The sequence below is a fragment of the Klebsiella electrica genome (genome assembly GCF_006711645.1).
Taxonomy (GTDB): domain Bacteria; phylum Pseudomonadota; class Gammaproteobacteria; order Enterobacterales; family Enterobacteriaceae; genus Klebsiella; species Klebsiella electrica.
Genome location: NZ_CP041247.1, coordinates 2,825,303 through 2,843,907, shown reverse-complemented (window position 1 = coordinate 2,843,907; position 18,605 = coordinate 2,825,303). Strand labels below are relative to the sequence as shown.

The window sequence follows — 18,605 nt, the reverse complement described above, 5'->3', positions numbered from 1 at the left end:
TCTAAGACTACCTCTTATTTTAAGAGAGGCGAAGTGTCCGGTGATCTATGGGGCTAGTCTATAAAGTCACATGAAAAAGTTAATCATGGCCGCAATTGCGGTCGCTTCGCTGTGCCTGAGTAATGTTGCTGCCGCAGCGGATGTCGTCATTACTACTGGCCAGCAGGGCCTGACCTATAACGCGGTGTATGGCGTTAATCTCGCCAGCGCGCTAAGTGAGTATGGCTATAGCTCGACGGTGATCCCCAGCAAAGGCTCTTTGGACAATCTCGACAAGGTGGCCAGCGGTACCGCCCAGATCGGTTTCACCCAGGCTGATGCTTTCCAGTTCTGGCGCAGCTGGCATAGCAACGAAGCGCAGAAGGTGGACATCATCGGCGAGCTGGCTGATGAATGCGTTTTTGTCGCGGTGAAGAAGGGCGGCAAGATCAGCGATGAAGGGGATTTAAAGGCGGGTGTGAAAATTGCAGTCGGCGAGCCAACCAGCGGATCGTATGCATCCTGGCAATATCTGCAGGGGCTGGAAAGGGATTACGCTAAAGTCGAGACCTATGCCAAAGGCGGTGTACGCTCTCTGGCGAAAGTCACCACTGGCGAGTATGACGCCTTCCTCTGGGTATCAGCACCGGACCGGTCGAATAAGTTTCTGGAGGCGGTTAATCAGGAAGGCAGCGGCCTGACGATGATCGACATGAACGGCTGGCACGTAGACGATAAGTTGCCTAACGGGAAACCGGTGTACGAACTGAAAAAGGCGGTGACCGAATCCGGTTGGCTGAGCGATTCGAAGGTGAAGGTTCCCTGCACTAAGACGCTGGTGGTCGCCAATACCGATGCGGGCGATGACATGCTGGAAACGGCCTCGACTGTCCTGCTGAAAAACCTGAGCCGGGTACTCGGCACCAACGGTAAATAATCATGCTGCGCAGGCTGTATTTTTGGGCGCTGTTTGCCATTGCGCTGCTCGTAGTCTGGCGGCTGGTGGTTATTGTTGCGGCGCTGGCGGTGTGTTGGCGCAGGCCATTTAAGCGAAAAGCCTGACATTGTGCAAAAGGCATCTTCGGGTGCCTTTGACAGAAAGTCATTACCTGAGCCTGCAGCGTTAGCAGGCCCCTCTATTTTGGTCGCCAGAACGTCACTCACTCTGTGCTTTGTCGTAAATCCATCTGGCGGCCATTCCCCACTTCACACAGCGCCATCCGTCATCAACGGAGGTGAGGCTATGACCAAAATGAGCACCATTTACAGCAGACTCTCATACGGCACCGGGACCGCGCTGACGGGCTGCGGTGTCTCAGCAAAGGCTTACGCCGATGTAGCAAAAACAGAGGTATGGATTTTGGCCGACAAAGTGGCGGGTATGAGCCTGAGTGACTGGGCGATCGTTGTCGGTATTGCATGCACTGTCATTACCTGCGGCGTGAACTGGTATTACCGGAGAAAGGAACGGGAGGATCGGCTGAATGGCTATGTCACCAAAGCTGAGGAATAGCGTTATTGCTGCCGTCGGTGGTGGAGCTATTGCCATTGCGTCAGCGCTGATCACCGGGCCGACAGGTAACGATGGTCTGGAGGGAGTGCGGTATAAGGCTTACAAAGATGTCGTAGGTGTGTTGACGGTATGCCACGGACACACGGGCAACGATATCATGCTCGGTAAAACCTACACCGAGGCAGAGTGTCGAGCGCTTCTCAATAAAGACCTCAACACAGTCGCACGCCAAATTAACCCCTACATCAAACAGCCGATCCCCGAAACGATGCGTGGGGCGCTGTACTCGTTCGCGTATAACGTTGGCGCTGGCAATTTCCAGACCTCAACGCTGCTGCGCAAAATCAACCAGGGCGATCAGAAAGGCGCATGCGACCAGCTGCGTCGCTGGACGTATGCCGGCGGTAAAGAGTGGAAGGGCCTGGTAACACGCCGCGAGATTGAGCGCGAGGTTTGTTTGTGGGGGCAGAAATGAGCCGCTTAACCGCCATTATCAGCGCAGTGGTTATCTGCCTGATAGTCAGCCTTGGGTGGCTGGCTAATCATTACCACACTAACGCCACTGAGTTTAAAAGGCAGCGCGATGCTGCGACGGCCAAGGCAGATTCTGCTGAAATCGTCAGCAATAACGTCATAAACGCAATGAACCTCATGAACGACATTTCCCAGGCAACCAAGAATGCAAAGACCCAGTTGGCACAGAAAGGTGAGGAACGCATTGTCTACATCAGGCAGGCGCTTGAAGGCGATCAGTGTGCTAAGCAGCTTGTTCCTGCTGCCGCTGCTGACAGCTTGCGGGAATTCGCGGACGGTTTACGTACCGGCGCCGGTGGTCCCGATAAGCGCTGACCTTACTGCAGAGACACCGATCCCGGGAATGGAGATTCCGTTTACGTGGCAGGCTAGTCTGGAGTTAAACGCGAAGCTTTACTCTGCGCTGGGGCAGTGCAATCTGGATAAGGCGGGGATTAGAAAGGTAGAGGAAGAGCGCCGCAGTACTTTGCAATGACGCTGCAGACGAGGATGACGATGGCATTAATTGCCGGGGCAAAAGGTGCCAATGAATTTAGTACTTCTAACATGTATACCTCCGTTGTTGTGAATGGTCGTCAATGCTTCTCTTGTGTAACTTGATCCTCCTTTTAACTGTACCTACTCGTGTCACTTCTGAGATTGGAGGCCTGCTCTTCTATACTCGCCACTATTAAACGTCCAACGTGTTGGACAAGGTCTCCTATAGTGGGCCCTAATTACTTCTGAGCATCATTTGTCTCTTACAGGAGACAAGGCCATTCATGGTGCCAGGCGAAAAGAAAGCAGTAATGGCGCGGCTCTGATTGGCGGTGCCGAACAGATAAAATAAGGAATGGAATATGAGCAAATCGAACTGGGAGGTCATCTGTACGGCGTATCAGTCCAGGGCGATGCTTCCTGCCTCCGGGCTACTGGCGCCGCTCAACGGGATTATTTCACCCTCAGAGAGCGAATCGTCACAGTAACGAACCAGGTTGATTATCTGCAGGGCTACATAAAAGAGCAGTGCCTGAAATAGTACCTTAAGCACGCCTCAGGCACTGACACAGTCTATCTGTGGGATTTCACCATTCCAAAGGCAGTGAGTAAATGAAAGCGTGGTTGTAACATAAAATCAACTATAACCTTAGGATGACTATTCAAAAAGTGGATAAGTTAGTATAATCACGTGATTCTTATCAAAAGCATCGAGATTTTATATGTCCCATGTAAATGAAATTAAAGAAGCAATAAGTTATCTAAAAAAATACCGTTCAGTTGCTTCAGATTCCAACTCAACTCATCTTGAGTTTATGGCTAAAATTATAAGGGTCGCGAATGAAGCTAAAGAAAAAGAAGAGGGTGACCGTACTGAAGAGGAAAAAGTTATTTATAAAACCTTTTTCATTATGGCGAGTGAAATAGATAAATCTCTACAGGCTATAGACGACTACAATAAATCTTTAGATGATTACTCAAAAGGGTATAAGTTGCTCATGAAGTTGGTTGGGAGTAATTCAAATGACAACGGATGAGATCAACAAATTTCTAAATAAAATCGATGCCGTTGAGAATGAGACAAGTAAGGTTGAAGAAGGTGTCGATGCCTTAGAGGCTAACTCAGACAATACGAGGGTGCGTGACGGTAAAACTAGAAGCACGCTAACACTTACATTTATGATAGGTTTTTTTGGGATTCTGATTTTCTCATGCCTATTTGTTCTTTTGTATAATTGGGCAGCAGTCAACTGGGCAATTCACCTTTCGCAGGCAAAATTAGAGAAAGATGCATTGGGTGTTCACCTGCTAGAAGTTGATAAAATCCTTTCGATAATGATCGGTGCTTTAGGTACCTCATTAGGTTTCATAATTGGTTATTATTTCAAAGAAAAACATTCTTGAAGAAGATTTTGATAATGTCTGAAATGTTAAGTTCTGGGTGTTTTAATGTTAATGAAGGCCACCTCAGGGTGGCTTTTTTATCGCAATAGTCACAGAAAAACACAATGGCAAAACCGGACTGGGGCGATCTTCAATACTGAATATTGTACTGATCTATATACGCTTACCATCAATGGTCACGCTGGCATCAGCAGTGCTGTTTGGTATGAGTATTTTGACTTTTGAACCGTTATTAGTTACGACTTCAATTGTGATAGATGACGGTGGCGCTCCAGTGTCATCACCAGTGAAAGCCATAACGATTTCTTCTGAGGTTTTACCTTCAATGATTGGCATTAGGTCGCCATTAACCAATCCAGCGTAAATCTTCACATTACTCATTACATCCCCCAAGGGTACATAAATGGCACTCAACGCAAAACAGGATATGTTCTGTCGCGAGTAGGCGGACGGCGGCGAGTAATGACTCCTGATGTAGTCGATCGGGCACATCGGATGCTGGAGAACGGAGCCACACGGCAGCAGGTGGCAGACGTGATCGGGGTCGGAGTGAAGACGATTTACAAATATTTTCCGGTGCAATACGCCGACAAAAAATCCCCCTGAGCAGGCACACCCAGGGGGAAAATACTGCATGACATTATTGCTGTGTGCGACTTTGCACACCGTGCATCATCTAAGAAAAATCCTAGTGTTACAAGATGTTTCTGGTCTGACCGGTTACATGACGAAGTCTGCCGCCGAAGTGATCGGAGCAGGAGTTAAGACCGTTTACAAATATTTCCCTGCTGGATAAGAATGCTCACCAGTTAGCCGTATGCAAGAGCTAGCAGGTGAGCAAGTCACTATGGTGGAGACCATAGCCTGAAAATATTATCCTCGCGCTGCTGGTAAAACCATCAATCGATCCAGGGTAGAAATCACTTTAGGAATTACCTGACTCAATACATCAATATCTTACGACAGAAGCGATAATTGATAGCTGTAATCAATATTGACCCGATGCATTGATAAAACTACTGTATATGTAAACAGTATTTTTTGAGCGGTCGCCATGCTCCATTCTGAACTAATTTATTCAGCTACCGGTATAGGCAAGCATGCAAAATTTATCGATACACAGAGAGGAATTGCTGTTGTCGAGCGCTAATCAGTACCCATCGCTACTGCGGTTTTGCTCATTTTGTGGATGCCAGCAGTTCGCCCGCTTCCTTGGTGGCGCGCTTATCACTGAAGATGGTGAGTCGATTGAAGGTAATGTGCTGGCAGATGTGGCGCTGATCGGTGTGGTTACGCACATTATCAGTAAGCCAGACTTTGACGGCTGTCCGGTGGTGTGATGTTTGCCCTGGTTGATGTCAATTCATTCTATGCATCTTGTGAGGCCGTATTTCGTCCTGACCTGAAAGGGCGTCCGGTGGTCGTCCTGTCAAACAACGACGGCTGTGTGATCGCCCGCTCGCCAGAGGCGAAGCCCTTCGTCAAAATCGGTGAGCCTTATTTCAAGCAAAAGGACATGTTTCGCCGACATGGCATTATCGCGTTTAGCAGCAACTATGAACTTTATGCCGATATGTCCAACCGAGTAATGACAACGCTGGAGGAACTCTCTCCACGCTGCGAAATTTACAGTATTGATGAGGCATTTTGCGACCTGACAGGAGTTCGGAACTGTCGCGACCTTACCGACTTTGGCAGGGAAATTCGCGAGACGGTTCTGCGCAGGACGCACCTCACTGTCGGTGTCGGCATAGCCCAGACAAAAACCCTGGCCAAGCTGGCCAATCACGCGGCGAAACAGTGGCAGCGGCAGACCAGAGGAGTGGTGGATCTTTCTAATCTGGAAAGGCAAAGGAAGTTGATGGCTTTGCTTCCGGTGGATGAGATCTGGGGAGTCGGGCGCCGTATCAGTAAAAAACTGGAGGCTATGGGGATTAAAACCGTGCTGCAGCTGGCTGATACTGATATCCGTTTTATCCGGAAGCATTTTAATGTGGTGCTGGAAAGAACCGTGCGGGAGTTGCGTGGCGAGCCTTGTCTCGGTCTGGAGGAGTTTGCTCAGGTAAAACAGGAAATAGTCTGCAGCCGGTCGTTCGGTGGGCGTATCACGGAATACCATGAGATGAGGCAGGCAATATGCAGCTATGCATCGCGCGCAGCGGAGAAGCTCCGTGGTGAGCATCAATATTGCCGGTTTATCTCCGCTTTTGTCAAAACGAGTCCCTTTGCGCTGAATGAACCGTACTACGGGAACAGCGCATCGGTAAAACTGTTTACGCCAACCAAGGACAGCAGGGACATAATCACCGCGGCGACGAAATGCCTCGATGCAATCTGGCGAGACGGACATCGTTATTAGAAAGCAGGCGTGATGCTCGGTGACTTCTACAGCCAGGGCGTGGCACAGCTAAACCTGTTCGACGATAACGCTCCGCGGCAAAACAGTGAAAAGTTGATGGAGGTCTTGGATCATCTCAATGCAAAAAATGGAAGGGGGGCCTTGTATTTTGCCGGGCAGGGGATACAGGCCGGTTGGCAGATGAAGCGAGAGATGCTCTCGCCTCGATATACTACTAGATACAATGATTTATTAATTGTTAAATAATAAAATTATTTGGATAATGCGCTTCCTGATTTGACTTGATTCATGCGAATCCCACTTAATTCTTCGGGTTTAAATATATACACGCCTTTTGCCTTGTTTGTGTCTTTCGTTTTTACAGCGATTACATTATCACCATAGTTTTTAATAAGTTTGTACTCTTCATTTTTGTAAGTGAAAGTATTGAAATTATCAGTTGTTCGCGCTATGAAAGTACCCATTCCACTTGTTATGGAGAAGAATATAAAGGAAAACCAAAAGACTAAGGCAACGGCATCATCTATACTTGTTAATATGCCCTTGGTGATTTTTGCAGCATTCAGTTTGTTGGTTGCACATGTTTCCGTGATACTTAAAGCAACGCTAATGCATAAGAATAAGTACGCCGCTGTTACTATAGCAAAGTTTGATGCTTTAAAACCAGACATTAAGAAGAAAATGAGATTCAATAGTATCCATGCTGGCGATAAATTTAATGCAACTATGATATATTTATTCTTAAGTTTTTCACTACGAGATATTAAGATTGGGAGGCTTGACATCATATATAATACCATGAGAAATGCAATAAAGAGAAATACTGTAGTAATAATACTGCCTGGTGTTACTGAAATTAATTCTGTAGGGATGCCAAAGTAGACAGAAAACCCTCTTTCATATATATATGCGCCCGTGTAGCAAAGAGCAGTTACTAACGCAACTATTAACGTTTCTTTTTTTAACAATGTATTAATTCGTGTCTTGTCCATTTCATAACCTCATTTTGTATGGTGAATCATACATTAAAGGGTCATTTTATCCTTTTTGAAGAATTTTAATCATTTCTGCCCCCTGATTTTTCACGTTACCGACGGTGTGGGAAACCGGGTGCCATGTGAAATGGTCTGCTGACAGAGCGCCATCTGCATTTATTTCCTCTGCCTCTTTCCCTCCGATATCCTGCCTCATCCGTTCGCGTGCGGCTTCCGGCATCAGGACGAGCGGCCGGCGGTCTTGGATATCGACCAGACCCTGATCGGCCGCGGCGGTCACAATCAAAAATCCCTCAGCTTCATCCCCGCTCTCGAAAGGTACGCTGCCGATAGCAGCCATGAATATGAGCTTGCCGTCCTTCCTGTGGATGAAATAGGGCTGTTTCTTATCACCTTCACGCTTCCACTCAAACCAGCCATCCGCAAAACAGATCGCCCGACCATGCTGCCAGAGGGCCTTAAACATCCGACTGGTTGCGGCGGTTTCAACCCGGGCATTAATGAGCGGTGGCTTATCCCACCACCCTGGCGCATAGCCCCAGTGAACCGGATCGAGGTGCAGCTGTTCACTGCGTTCGCTTAGCAACAGAACTTTGGTACCGGGCGCGACGTTGTAACGTCCGATAGGCTCGGGATCATAGGCGATATCACGATCAGCTTCTTCGGCCAAATAGGCTAAATATTCTTCTTTAGTCTGTGATTGAGCAAAACGTCAGCACATGGATACCTCCAGTTTTCAGACTGAAAGTATAGTTATCACCTATGAACATTGCCGAAATGCAGGAGTTAAAAGAAGGTCTTCTGGGTAAGTTCATGAAAAAGTGGTGCGTACCTAAATTTCATCTTTACGGTACGCAGGATGCCATGCATCAGGGAGGGGATAAACTGGCTTATGTTAGTTCTGGAAAGCTGCTCGCAAAAGAGGGGCATATAGGGGGCATTGAATGAAAAAAAGGGGCAAAAAAGGGCATTAAATTTGTAGGTTGGCGTAGGTTGGCGTTATTTGTGTGGGGCGGCAACTGGCTGTATTTAAAGGTAAAAATAATAGATTCAGTGGGTTACGATTATTTAAGAAGCTTATCGAGGTTGTACTTTTCTTTTTTGCTAATTTCTTGATTTTGCAGCATTTAATAATAGCTCAATTCATAGTGTGGCACACGCACGCTGCTCGCGGCACGGCGGGTGATCGCAATTAATGACGTTGGACCTGATGAGTCTCAGTCTGTGGCGTGTATGGTACGGATTCGCGGTGGGGATGTCAGCACATTTCAGGTAGTTTAGCCTGACAGAGATTGAGACAAAAAGCCCGCCATAGCGGCGGGCTGAAGGGGATTAACGCACAACCAGTACGGAACAGTCGGCATGACGAACCACGGCCGCGGCGTTGGAGCCGAGCAGATAGGTCGTAATATCCGGGCGGTGAGAGGCGATAATCACCAGCTCAGCCGGCAGCGTTTTCGCCAGTTCCAGAATGTTATCCTTCGGCGAACCTTCCTTAACATGGAAATGCACCCGGTCTTCAGGAATGGCGAACTGGGCGACAATCTCTTTCAGGCGCGTTGCCGATTCTGCTTTAAACTCGTCCATCGGCGGTAGTTCGGTGGTATAGGCCATCCCCAGCGAGGCGTAATAGGGAAGGGATGGAATCACGGTCAGAAAGTGTACTTCGGCATCATCAATGCGCGCTTCTGCCTCAACGTGACTGACAACACGCTGCGTTAATTCCTTATCAGAAATATCAATAGGTACAAGAATGATTCTGGCCATAAAACCTCCTGTTTAAGTCACCTCTTAAAGGGTACGTCATTTGGCGGTGCGATGTACCTTGACGGGTCACATTTTCGCGTTAGTCACCCGGCGTTCGGTAAATTTCCCTTTGATGACGCCATCATAAAAACGCCCTTTGGACACCACCTGCAAAAAATGGCGATAGATGCGCTCCGGCACCTTCTCATAACGCAGCGTGATATCGCCGTGAAAGCGGATTTCGAGGAGGCCAGAGGCTTCGTCATAGGCGACGGAGGCGATTCGGGATGATTTTACAGGTTGATGTTGCATGGCAGGCGTCCTTTACGACAAAGCTTTAGTGGCAATATATCATTTATCGGGTAACGGTTTTAATACGCCAGGTATATTGTTTTGATTTGATTGATGTTGCCGGCAAGCCCGCCTGTCCGCGCGGCTAAGTCCGCCCAGCGGCACCGTGACTGAGATAAACGTTGTCCTTCTGGCCCTGGAAACCGGCTTTCGAGCCGACAGCGGGGGGCATATTCTGCGTGGATGAATAAAGCGTCATCATATTGAGATATTCAACACGGCTTTCATCGTCAGCGGACCCGATCGGGGTTTTATTTATAACGCGCTGGGAAAGTTGTCGATGGATTGTTATTTCGCTGGCCGGATTAATGTTCGGGGAGTGTGGCTAATGGCGGGATAATAACAAACCCCTTTACTCATAATTAATGTTAATATGTTGATAAATATGGTTTAAATTGGTGTTTTGAATGTTGACTGATAAAGTCGCTCCGTCAAGGCTATAGTTTCTATGAATATATCAAGCCGAAGCATGAAAAATAAAAATTATACATCGTGACATGAAGGGTGTATTCTGCGCGCGTTAGATGCCTTTTATTATTGTCAGCTTTTATTATGATCGTCACATATTATATTCACGCATGATATTTTTTTGACGATAGAAATGACAAGCCCGAATGAATATTCGGGCTTTTTTTATGGCTACGCTTAAAGGAGCGGGTTAACTCTCAGTTGCCGGTTTCTCCGCTTTGCCAGCCATCCGGGCCAGGAAGTCATAGCGTTTTTGCAAATCCTCCGCCGCATCTTTCCACAGTTGCTCCGCGACTTCAGGCTGCTGGGCATTGAGGCGCCGGAAACGTTGCTCGTTAAGCAGCGTTTCGGCCAGCGCGTCCGATGGCGGGCGAGAGTCCAGCGCCAGCGGCAGTTTGCCTTCATCTGCGCGACGAGGGTCGAAGCGGTACAGCGGCCAGAAGCCGGTGGCGGTCAGCTGACGCATCTGATCGTGGCTGAGCGCCAGATCGTAACCGTGCTCTTCACACGGGCTGTAGGCGATAATCAGCGACGGGCCAGGATAGGCCTCCGCTTCCTGAATCGCTTTCACCGTCTGATTCAACTGTGCACCCAGCGAAATTTGCGCCACGTAAACATGCCCGTACATCATCATGCTGACGCCGAGGTCCTTACGCGCTTTGCGCTTGCCGTGCTCGCCAAACTTGGTGACCGCGCCGAGCGGGGTCGCCTTCGACGCCTGGCCGCCGGTGTTGGAGTAACACTGCGTATCGAGGACCAGAATGTTGACGTTTTCTGTCAGGCTCAGGACGTGGTCGAGACCGCCGAAGCCAATGTCATAGGCCCAGCCATCGCCGCCGATAAGCCAGATGGATTTCTCAACCAGCGCATCGGCATCGGTTAAGAGCTCCTTCGCGCCTTCTTCATTAGCCAGAACTTTACGCAGTTCGGCTACCTGTTCACGGCGCGCCTCCGGCGTGGCGTCGGCATGCAGCGCGTCGTTCAATGCGGGCGGCAGCTTGTCGGCAAACGTTGACAGCAGGCGCATCACGCGCTGGCGGTGCTGGTCGACGGTTAAGCGGAAGCCGAGGCCAAATTCGGCGTTGTCTTCGAACAGCGAGTTCGCCCACGCCGGGCCGCGGCCGTTGGCGTCGGTGGTATACGGGGTAGAGGGCAGATTGCCGCCGTAAATGGACGAGCAGCCGGTGGCGTTAGCGATCAGCATCCGATCGCCGTACAGCTGGGTCAACAGTTTGATATACGGCGTTTCGCCGCAGCCGGAGCAGGCTCCGGAATATTCAAACAGCGGGCTAATCAGCTGCGAGGTGCGAATATCAATGCGCTCCAGAGTGCTGCGGTCGATCTCCGGCAGGTTGAGGAAGAAGTCGAAGTTGACTTTCTCCTCTTCCACATGCTCAAGGCGCGACATCATGTTGATGGCCTTGATATCAGGGTTCTGCCGGTCTTTTGCCGGGCACACTTCTACGCACAGGTTACAGCCGGTGCAATCTTCCGGCGCCACCTGCAGCACATATTTTTGCCCGCGCATATCGCGCGATTTGACATCCAGGGAGTGCAGGCTGGCCGGCGCCGCGTCCATCGCTTGCGGTGGGACAACTTTGGCGCGAATCGCCGAGTGCGGACAGGCGGCGACGCAGTGGTTGCACTGGGTACACAGCTCCTCTTTCCAGACAGGGATCTCTTCGGCGATATTGCGTTTTTCCCAGCGCGTGGTGCCCATCGGCCAGGTGCCATCCGGCGGCAGAGCGGAGACCGGCAGCGCGTCGCCGAGTCCGGCCAGCATGGCGGCGGTGACGGTTTTGACAAAGTCCGGCGCGGCGTCGGAGACTACCGGCGGGCGGTTCGGGCTGGAGGCATCGACCGGGCGCAACGGCACTGCGGCCAACGATTCGCGCGCCAGCGCCAGCGCCTGCCAGTTGCGTTCAACCAGATCCTGGCCTTTGCTGCCGTAGCTTTTCGCAATGGCGCCCTGCAGTTCGGCCAGCGCGCTGTCGCCCGGCAGAATTTGCGTTAAGTGGAAGAATGCCATCTGCATGACGGTATTGATTCGCGCGCCGAGGCTACACTCCCGGGCAATCTTCGCGGCGTTGACGATATAAAAGCGCGCTTTTTTCTGATTCAGCGTCGCCTGTACTTCCTGCGGCAGGCGCGACCACACTTCATCGGCGCCGTAAGGCGTATTGAGCAAGAAGATCCCGCCGGGTTTTAAACGCTCAACCATTTGATATTTGTCGATAAACTGGAGCTGATGGCAACCAACGAAATCGGCCTGCGAGATCAAATAGGAGGAACGAATCGGTTTCTCGCTGACCCGCAAATGCGACACGGTCAAACCGCCGGCTTTTTTCGAGTCATAGACAAAATAGCCCTGCGAGAACCACGGCGTGGAGTTGCCGATAATTTTGATATTGTTTTTCGTCGCCGATACGCTGCCATCGCTGCCGAGGCCGTAGAACAGCGCCTCCAGTTTGGCTTCTGACGGCAGGGTGTTCTCCCCGAGCGGCAGGGAGAGATTGGTCACATCATCGTAAATGCCGACGGTGAACCGCGGTTTGGGTCGGGCTTCGCGTAATTCATTGAAGATAGCCAGCACGCACTCCGGGCCGAACTCTTTGGATGAAAGACCGTAGCGGCCGCCGATGGTGCGGGGCAGGGTTTCACGTTCGCCGCGGTTAAAGGCTTCCGCCAGCGCGGTCATGATATCCAGGTACAGCGGCTCGGCATGGGCGCCCGGTTCTTTGGTGCGGTCGAGAACGGCGATCGCGCGCGCGCTTTCCGGCAGCGCCTCCAGCAGATGGGCGGCCGAGAAGGGACGATAGAGGCGAACTTTGAGAACGCCGACTTTTTCGCCGCGGCTCAGCAGTTCGTCTACCACCTCTTCACAGGTGCCGATAGCCGAGCCCATAATCACAATTACCCGTTCTGCCTGCGGATGGCCGTAAAACTCGAACGGTTTGTACTGGCGGCCGGTCGCGGCGGCGAAATCATTCATCGCCGTTTCAACGTGATCATAGACCGCGTCGTACCAGGGGTTTGTGGCTTCGCGGGACTGGAAATAAGTATCCGGGTTCGCCGACGTGCCGCGGATCACCGGATGTTCCGGGTTCAGCGCGCGCAGACGGTGCGCGTCAATCTCGTCCTGAGGCAGCAGGCTGCGAATCGTGTCATCCGCCAGCGGGGCGATTTTATTGATTTCATGCGAAGTGCGGAAACCATCGAAGAAATGAATAAACGGCACCCGGCTCTTAAGCGTGGCGATATGGGAAATCAGCGCAAAGTCCTGAGCTTCCTGGACGTTGCTGGCGCACAGCATGGCGCAACCGGTCTGGCGCACGGCCATGACGTCGGAATGATCGCCAAATATCGACAGCGCGTGGGTGGCGACGGTACGGGCGGCAACGTGCAGGACAAACGGCATCAGCTGACCGGCCAGTTTGTACAGCGTTGGGATCATCAGCAGCAAACCCTGCGATGAAGTAAAGGAGGTTGAGAGCGCACCGGTCTGCAGCGCGCCGTGTACGGCACCAATCGCCCCGGCCTCCGACTGCATTTCGACAACGCGAGGGACATCGCCCCACACGTTTTTCAGCCCGTTACCCGCCCAGGCATCCGCCTGTTCCGCCATCGTTGAACTGGGCGTAATCGGGTAGATGGCGATAACTTCGCTCGTGCGAAACGCGACTGAAGCGGCCGCGCCATTACCGTCGATAGTAATCATAAAAGACACCCTAACATTGCGCAAAAGAAGAGACCTGACAAACGGCTACAGGTCCTGTAATTATAGCGGCTAGTATACGGGCATTATCTATACCCTTGAAGTTGTGAGGCTTTCAAGTGCACAAATTGATCCACGATTTCTGGTGTTGCGGGCCGGGCTGCGGATAAATCGCCATGATATTGCACGGATTATTTAGCCGCAGCCGCGGTGGCGTTATGACGACAGCGCCCCTTTGGCAAACGCTAAAGGCGGCGCTGGGATGGGCTTAAAACCAGGTTTCAAGCTGCGCGCCGAAAACTAAGGTCCCCCCGCTGTGGTAGCCTGCGCTGCCAAAGGTATCGCTGGTGGAGTAGTTATCCAGCGATTTGTCCCAGTTCATCCAGGTGGCGAAAAAGCGAATTTCCGGGCGCTCAAAAAAGTCAGTCACATTGTGCATTTTGAAGGTGGGAGCAAAGGTCAGTTTGTAATAGCTGCCGCTGACCGGCCGGTTGCCGTTAAACCCTTTCGGGTCGATATCCATATACTGATAGCTGGCCTCATACTGCAGCGCGAAGTTTTGATTCATCTCCTGAATAAGGCGGGCGTTCAGGGTTAACCAGTCGTAATGATCCGAATCCAGATAGCGGTTGTTGCTGCTTTGGGCAACGATGAGCGGCGCCAGACTCAGCCGGTCGGTCAGGCTGGTGATGCCATAGGAGGCAAATTTCAGGGTCCAGGCGTTATCAATGAGGTAGCCATCTGACCCTGGCCCCCGGACCTCCGCGCCGAGCGACTGACCATAGAGCAGCACCGTTTTAGACAGGCCGGGACGTAACCCGTAAAAACTGTCGCCGTGATACGCCAGCATCGTATTGAAACCCTGCGCTGCCGCTTTATCGGATGCCAGTCCGTCATTAATGCGCTTGTCGTTGTCTTTGGAGTAAAGACCGTTAACCATCCACTGCCACGGGCCTGATTTGTTATTGACAGAGAAGGTATAGTTCTGGATATAGGTATTGGTAGCCCCGGTCATGTTGTTATATTCAACATTTTCCATGCTATCAATATCATTAAAATTACGTCCGTAGACCGAAAAATTGGTTTTTACATCCCCCCAGAAATTAACATCATAAATACCGGCGCCAGTACCGATCAAATTCATCATATCGGAGTCCAGCCAGTGAATATCAAAATTATCGCGGTCTTCTCGTTTTCCTGCCCAGAGGGTGGCGTGCGTAAATGCGCCGGTGAACGAGGGGAGATCGCTCATTTCAGCAAAGGCCTGACGTAAATTCATCTGGCCGTTAAAGGCGCTGTCGGTGTTATAGGTTTTATCCCATTCGGCGATTTTCATGTAATAGCGCAGCCGGGCGTTATTATCGTACTGACGTATATAGTTAATGTCGGCGGTGACATAGGTATCCGATTCATTACCCAGACGCCCGACGCTACCGCCGGTGCTGCCGGCTGGCGTCAGCGAAGGGCCAATGGTACTGGTGGTTCCTTGTCGCCCGGTCAAAATGCCGCTGCGCGCATAGCCGCCGATTTTAATCTCGTGATTATCGCCACCATTCGGCGGCGTATTGACGGTCGGGTTTTTGCTTAATACCCGATCCGCCGGCGTTGCTTGTTCAACGGCCTGCAACTGCTGGCGGCTTAGCATCGCATTATGCTCAGCGGCAGCCGCTCTTTTTTCTGCATTATCAATTTTCTGTTCGGCGTGCTGTAACTGTATTTTCGACAGTTTTAATTCCGTTTCTAGTTTTTCCAGCCGGGCACTGATTTCTTTAAGCGTCATATCGGCGCTGTGTGCAGCGAGTGGCAACGTCAGCGCGCAAAGGGTAAGGGCATAAATTTTCATCATTAATAACCTGTACGGATTCCCCGTATTCAAGGCGCAAGGGCGCCTGGCGCACGGGGAAGGTGCCATTAAAAAGTGGAGCTATTTAAGTTGACGAGTCAGGACATTAAATATATCGCGGTTTATTTATCTCATTTTTTCGCGACCGGATTATTTGTATTGACGAAGAGCGTGGCGGTAATAAATGCAAAGATAAATACCGCAATACCCACGATGATATAGCTCACGAATTGATAGCTATCGTATATATACATCAGCGGCGAGAGCAGTACCGCCAGTCCATACGAGTTAGCTTTGATTGATAAAAGAGAGAGTATCATTCCGCCTAATGCTGAACTGGTGAGCATGACAGCAATCGCGCGGATACCTGACTGCATGACAATACCGAACAGCGCTGGCTCAGACACCCCCAGTAGCTGCGTTACCGTGGCCGAGATCCCGGCGGTTTTAAAGGCCGTATTTTTTGATTTCAACGAAATCGCCAGGCACACGGCGGCATTAGCAAAACCATACATGGCGCAAACGGTGATCAGCGGATTAAAGCCGGTCCCGGCAATCAGGGATGTTTCAATCATAATGAACATATGATGCATGCCGGTCATGACCGCGATGGGATAAATAAACCCGATCAACAGACCGCCAATTCCGGCGGGCAGGGCAAGGAATTGCTCAATTGCCATCACCGCATAATGTTCAAACCCGTGTACCAGCGGACCTAAAATGAATAGCGCTATCGCAATAGCAATCAGGATCACGATGAACGGAGTGAATATCAGATCCATGGCGTTTGGCATGATTCGGCGAAAATAGATTTCAAGCTTTGCCCCGATAATACCGGTAATCAGCGCAGTGAGAATGGAACCCTGATAGCCAACCAGCGGGATAAAACCCAATACGTAAATCGGCGAGGCATGTCCATACGCCACGTCATAGGCATTGGGGAGTGACGGAGAGACCAGCATCAGGCCAATGAGAAAGCCGATAATCGGCGTGCCGCCAAATTTCTTGAAGGCCGACCAACAAATAAATGCGGCGAGAAAAGCAAAAGCGGTGTCGCACAGTACGGTCGTCAGGGTCTTGAGATAAACGGGAATATCCTGCACGCTACTGCCAAAAAGAGACAGCACGGTATCATTAAACATGACCCCTTTCAGCCCCAGAAACAGCCCGGTGGCACCCAGTATCGGCACGATGGGAACAAAGACGTCAGAAAGGTTTCTGATCCCTCGCTGTAGTCTCCCGGCGTCCTGTCGGGTCATTTCGTCTTTACTGACCTCCGCCACCTGAAATTCGGCCATAAATGCCTGATAAACTTTATTGACGATGCCGGTACCCAGAATGATCTGATACTGGCCGGAATGGTAAAAGACACCTTTCACTTCACTAATATTACGTATTTTTTCATCATCAATACTCTGGCGATCCTTTACCTGTAAGCGCAAACGTGTCGCACAGTGGGTCGCCGAAGCGATGTTATCCTTGCCAATTGTATTGACGATATCAACAGCGATATTTTTATATTTGCTCATTTTTAGCATGTACCTTAATGAGAAGGGTCTGGTAGGGTTGCAACGGAGAAGTCATATTGTCGTTATTGCTGAGTAAAATTTCGCCGTCAGGTAAGGCAAACGGCTGCGCTTTGCTGCTCAGATTAGTGATGCACAGAATACGCGCGTCGGCGGAACATCGCTCATAAGCGATAATGTCATCGGCAACGTTGTTCAGCGGCGTAAACTGGCCATAAATAAGCGTCTCGGGAAACGCGATATTTCTCAAGGCAATCATGCGCTGATAAAACGAAAAAACGGAGTTTTCCCGCGAGATCTGCTCTTGCGCATTCAGCGAAAAATCGTCGGATGTAAACGCCAGCCACGGTTTAGCCCCTTGGTTAAACCCACCGTTGCTGCCGTTGGACCACGGAAATGGCGTGCGCGCATTATCTCTCGAACGTCGGTTAATAAACGCCATTGCCTCATCTGCACTAAAACCTTCCGCCAGCGAACGAGAGTAGTTATCGAGGCTGGAAATATCATCAAACTCGCTAATATCGCTGCGGCTGAAGTTTTTCATCCCCAGCTCCTGCCCCTGATAGATAAAAGGCGTGCCGTGCATAAAAAAGTACATCGCCGCCAGCGCCGTGGCGCCGGTGTCGTTCTGGTAGTTAACGTCCTTGACCAGCTTAGAGAGCGCGCGAGGCTGGTCATGATTTTCGATAAACGAGGTGCCCCATCCCGCGCGGATAAACGCAAGCTGACTGGCAAACAGGGTTTCTCTGAACTCTTTGACACCCCAGTCGCATTGCCGGAACCATTCAGAACCATTTTCCACGTCGATATCGGCGGCATGAAAATCAAAGATCATGTCGAAATATCCTTCGGGCCCGATAAAGCGCTCGTACTCATCCAGCGGCACGCCAGGCGCTTCCCCAACGGTTACGCAATGATATTTTCTGAAGGTTTTTTCTTTTAGCTCGTTCAGGAAAATCTCAATTCCCGGTCTGTTACGGGCTTTATTTTTGATGGAGACGAGGCCATCGATACCATCCGCCGGAAGAGAGCCGAAATCCTGGTCCTTTTTGATAAAGGTGATTGCATCGATGCGAAAACCCGCGATCCCTTTATTCAGCCACCAGTTAATCATTGCATAGATATTTTCACGTAATGCCGGATTTTCCCAGTTCAGGTCAGGTTGCTTTTTATGGAACACATGAAGGTAGTACATCGCTTCGCCGGGGACTTTTTCCCACGCGCTACCGCCAAAAATGGAACGCCAGTTATTCGGCGGCGCGCCGTTAACTTCGGGTTTAAAGATGTAATAGTCGCGATAGGGGGACTCAGGATCCGCCAGCGCCTGCTGAAACCAGGCGTGCTCGTCGCTGGTATGATTGACGACCAGATCAATCATCACTTTTATGCCCATTTCTCCCGACCGGGCGATCAGTTCATCGACATCCTGCATGCTGCCAAAGTCAGGGTTCACAGCAAAATAATCGGCAATATCGTATCCGTTATCCGCCATCGGCGAGCGATAGAACGGTGATACCCAAATCACAGTGATACCTAACGTCTTGAGATAAGGCAGTTTCTCGATGATGCCGCGAATGTCGCCGACCCCATCATTGTTGCTGTCATAAAAACTCTTTGGATAGATCTGATAGATGACAGATTCCTTCCACCATGCGGATTGCCGGGGAATATTCATAACTTCTCCTTGATATGAAA

Annotated in this window: 18 protein-coding genes and 3 pseudogenes; 12 read left to right on the top strand and 9 right to left on the bottom strand. The window is 50.5% G+C overall.

Features of this window, described 5'->3' with window-relative positions; all coding sequences use genetic code 11:
• Nucleotides 1-85 precede the first annotated feature (85 nt).
• From Electrica_RS13580 to Electrica_RS13545, 8 genes and pseudogenes are all read left to right on the top strand, one after another.
• Nucleotides 86-916, top strand: a complete 831-nt coding sequence (locus Electrica_RS13580; protein WP_228267368.1) for a TAXI family TRAP transporter solute-binding subunit — start codon at nt 86-88, stop codon at nt 914-916.
• A gap of 306 nt (nt 917-1,222) precedes the next feature.
• Nucleotides 1,223-1,492, top strand: coding sequence for a phage holin (locus Electrica_RS13575; protein WP_032688543.1), 270 nt, complete (start codon nt 1,223-1,225; stop codon nt 1,490-1,492).
• Complete coding sequence (locus Electrica_RS13570) at nt 1,464-1,967, top strand: lysozyme (protein WP_115192975.1); 504 nt, start codon at nt 1,464-1,466, stop codon at nt 1,965-1,967. Before Electrica_RS13575 ends, Electrica_RS13570 begins: the two co-directional genes overlap by 29 nt.
• Complete coding sequence (locus Electrica_RS13565; RefSeq protein ID WP_141964712.1) at nt 1,964-2,341, top strand: SPFH domain-containing protein; 378 nt, start codon at nt 1,964-1,966, stop codon at nt 2,339-2,341. Before Electrica_RS13570 ends, Electrica_RS13565 begins: the two co-directional genes overlap by 4 nt.
• Nucleotides 2,232-2,501 (top strand): Rz1-like lysis system protein LysC, encoded by a 270-nt coding sequence (gene lysC / locus Electrica_RS29455; RefSeq protein ID WP_141964711.1) that lies wholly within the window; start codon nt 2,232-2,234, stop codon nt 2,499-2,501. Before Electrica_RS13565 ends, lysC begins: the two co-directional genes overlap by 110 nt.
• Nucleotides 2,502-2,936: 435 nt before the next feature.
• Nucleotides 2,937-3,044, top strand: a pseudogene (locus tag Electrica_RS13555) (lysis system i-spanin subunit Rz); the annotation flags it as partial.
• Between the two features lie 181 nt (nt 3,045-3,225).
• Nucleotides 3,226-3,540 carry a hypothetical protein gene (locus Electrica_RS13550; protein WP_141964709.1) on the top strand — a complete coding sequence of 105 codons (315 nt, stop codon included), beginning with the start codon at nt 3,226-3,228 and terminating at the stop codon, nt 3,538-3,540.
• Entirely contained in the window at nt 3,527-3,907 is a 381-nt protein-coding gene (locus Electrica_RS13545; RefSeq protein ID WP_141964708.1) for a hypothetical protein, read from the top strand. Before Electrica_RS13550 ends, Electrica_RS13545 begins: the two co-directional genes overlap by 14 nt.
• A gap of 153 nt (nt 3,908-4,060) precedes the next feature.
• On the opposite strand, the gene Electrica_RS13540 is transcribed toward Electrica_RS13545, so the two are convergent.
• Nucleotides 4,061-4,288, bottom strand: coding sequence for a hypothetical protein (locus tag Electrica_RS13540; protein WP_141964707.1), 228 nt, complete (start codon nt 4,286-4,288; stop codon nt 4,061-4,063).
• Nucleotides 4,289-4,345: 57 nt separating this feature from the next.
• Between Electrica_RS13540 and Electrica_RS13535 the strand changes: the two are divergent.
• The 3 genes and pseudogenes from Electrica_RS13535 to Electrica_RS13525 all read left to right on the top strand — a co-directional run.
• Nucleotides 4,346-4,513 (top strand): annotated as a pseudogene (locus tag Electrica_RS13535) (helix-turn-helix domain-containing protein); the annotation flags it as partial.
• Between the two features lie 530 nt (nt 4,514-5,043).
• Nucleotides 5,044-5,247 carry a hypothetical protein gene (locus Electrica_RS13530; protein WP_228267367.1) on the top strand — a complete coding sequence of 68 codons (204 nt, stop codon included), beginning with the start codon at nt 5,044-5,046 and terminating at the stop codon, nt 5,245-5,247.
• A pseudogene (locus Electrica_RS13525) lies at nt 5,247-6,512 on the top strand (Y-family DNA polymerase). The gene Electrica_RS13530 and the pseudogene Electrica_RS13525 overlap by 1 nt, the downstream one beginning before the upstream one ends.
• Nucleotides 6,513-6,517: 5 nt before the next feature.
• Here the strand turns inward: Electrica_RS13525 and Electrica_RS13520 are convergent.
• Nucleotides 6,518-7,258, bottom strand: a complete 741-nt coding sequence (locus Electrica_RS13520; RefSeq protein WP_141964706.1) for a hypothetical protein — start codon at nt 7,256-7,258, stop codon at nt 6,518-6,520.
• Between the two features lie 46 nt (nt 7,259-7,304).
• Nucleotides 7,305-7,931 (bottom strand): SOS response-associated peptidase family protein, encoded by a 627-nt coding sequence (locus Electrica_RS13515; protein ID WP_228267366.1) that lies wholly within the window; start codon nt 7,929-7,931, stop codon nt 7,305-7,307.
• A gap of 92 nt (nt 7,932-8,023) precedes the next feature.
• Here Electrica_RS13515 and Electrica_RS13510 point away from each other — a divergent pair, with 92 nt between their 5' ends.
• Nucleotides 8,024-8,209 carry a hypothetical protein gene (locus tag Electrica_RS13510; RefSeq protein ID WP_141964705.1) on the top strand — a complete coding sequence of 62 codons (186 nt, stop codon included), beginning with the start codon at nt 8,024-8,026 and terminating at the stop codon, nt 8,207-8,209.
• A gap of 384 nt (nt 8,210-8,593) precedes the next feature.
• Here the strand turns inward: Electrica_RS13510 and uspF are convergent, their stop codons facing one another.
• The 6 genes from uspF to Electrica_RS13480 all read right to left on the bottom strand — a co-directional run bounded on the left by uspF (nt 8,594) and on the right by Electrica_RS13480 (nt 18,585).
• Nucleotides 8,594-9,028: a universal stress protein UspF gene (gene uspF, locus Electrica_RS13505; RefSeq protein WP_141964704.1), complete on the bottom strand. Its 435-nt coding sequence runs from the start codon at nt 9,026-9,028 to the stop codon at nt 8,594-8,596.
• Between the two features lie 66 nt (nt 9,029-9,094).
• Nucleotides 9,095-9,319 carry a KTSC domain-containing protein gene (locus Electrica_RS13500; RefSeq protein WP_131049775.1) on the bottom strand — a complete coding sequence of 75 codons (225 nt, stop codon included), beginning with the start codon at nt 9,317-9,319 and terminating at the stop codon, nt 9,095-9,097.
• Nucleotides 9,320-10,016: 697 nt separating this feature from the next.
• Nucleotides 10,017-13,544, bottom strand: a complete 3,528-nt coding sequence (gene nifJ, locus Electrica_RS13495) for a pyruvate:ferredoxin (flavodoxin) oxidoreductase (RefSeq protein WP_141964703.1) — start codon at nt 13,542-13,544, stop codon at nt 10,017-10,019.
• Nucleotides 13,545-13,809: 265 nt separating this feature from the next.
• Nucleotides 13,810-15,387: a carbohydrate porin gene (locus Electrica_RS13490; RefSeq protein WP_141964702.1), complete on the bottom strand. Its 1,578-nt coding sequence runs from the start codon at nt 15,385-15,387 to the stop codon at nt 13,810-13,812.
• A gap of 128 nt (nt 15,388-15,515) precedes the next feature.
• Nucleotides 15,516-16,913, bottom strand: a complete 1,398-nt coding sequence (locus tag Electrica_RS13485) for a PTS transporter subunit EIIC (RefSeq protein ID WP_141964701.1) — start codon at nt 16,911-16,913, stop codon at nt 15,516-15,518.
• The gene (locus Electrica_RS13480; protein WP_141964700.1) at nt 16,900-18,585 is read right to left on the bottom strand and encodes a glycoside hydrolase family 13 protein; all 1,686 of its coding nucleotides are present in this window, start codon (nt 18,583-18,585) and stop codon (nt 16,900-16,902) included. Before Electrica_RS13480 ends, Electrica_RS13485 begins: the two co-directional genes overlap by 14 nt.
• Between the last annotated feature and the right edge of the window lie 20 nt (nt 18,586-18,605).